We start from the raw sequence: 1,155 nt of genomic DNA, 5'->3' as shown, positions 1-1,155 counted from the left end.
CTGCCTCGTCCCACTCCCTTGAATTACGCGCCCGGATTTGCCTAAGCGCCTTCTATGAAGCAGAAACTGACTATTCCAACAGTCAGACAACCTTCCGCGATCCGTCCCCCCATCGCATCATACGACGGTGCAGGAATATTAACCTGCTTCCCATCAGCTACGCATCTCTGCCTCGCCTTAGGGGCCGACTCACCCTGCTCCGATGAACGTTGAACAGGAAACCTTGGGCTTACGGCGTGGGGGCTTTTCACCCCCATTATCGCTACTCATGTCAGCATTCGCACTTCTGATACCTCCAGCATCCTTTACAAGACACCTTCGCAGGCTTACAGAACGCTCTCCTACCATATGCTTACGCATATCCGCAGCTTCGGTGACTGGCTTAGCCCCGTTACATCTTCCGCGCAGGACGACTCGATCAGTGAGCTATTACGCTTTCTTTAAATGATGGCTGCTTCTAAGCCAACATCCTGACTGTTTTAGCCTTCCCACTTCGTTTTCCACTTAGCCAATCTTTGGGACCTTAGCTGGCGGTCTGGGTTGTTTCCCTCTTGACGCCGGACGTTAGCACCCGACGTCTGTCTCCCAAGCTCGCACTCATCGGTATTCGGAGTTTGCAATGGTTTGGTAAGTCGCGATGACCCCCTAGCCATAACAGTGCTCTACCCCCGATGGTGATACTTGAGGCACTACCTAAATAGTTTTCGGAGAGAACCAGCTATTTCCAAGTTTGTTTAGCCTTTCACCCCTACCCACAGCTCATCCCCTAATTTTTCAACATTAGTGGGTTCGGACCTCCAGTGCGTGTTACCGCACCTTCATCCTGGCCATGAGTAGATCACTTGGTTTCGGGTCTACACCCAGCGACTATCGCCCTGTTCGGACTCGATTTCTCTACGGCTTCCCGATCTGGTTAACCTTGCCACTGAATGTAAGTCGCTGACCCATTATACAAAAGGTACGCAGTCACGGAACAAGTCCGCTCCTACTGTTTGTATGCACACGGTTTCAGGATCTATTTCACTCCCCTCCCGGGGTTCTTTTCGCCTTTCCCTCACGGTACTGGTTCACTATCGGTCGATTACGAGTATTTAGCCTTGGAGGATGGTCCCCCCATATTCAGACAGGATTTCTCGTGTCCCGCCCTACTTGTCG

At 51.9% G+C, this 1,155-nt stretch carries 1 rRNA gene (only partly in view); it reads right to left on the bottom strand.

The features are described 5' to 3' along the window. Nucleotides 1-1,155: ribosomal RNA gene (locus tag GTP90_RS35355) — 23S ribosomal RNA — on the bottom strand; its annotated part reaches 1,446 nt to the left of the window's first position; the annotation flags it as partial.

It is taken from the genome of Duganella vulcania (genome assembly GCF_009857655.1).
Taxonomy (GTDB): Bacteria; Pseudomonadota; Gammaproteobacteria; order Burkholderiales; family Burkholderiaceae_D; genus Rugamonas; species Rugamonas vulcania.
The sequence above is the reverse complement of the archived record's forward strand: the minus strand, read 5'-3'. Positions and strand labels throughout refer to the sequence as shown.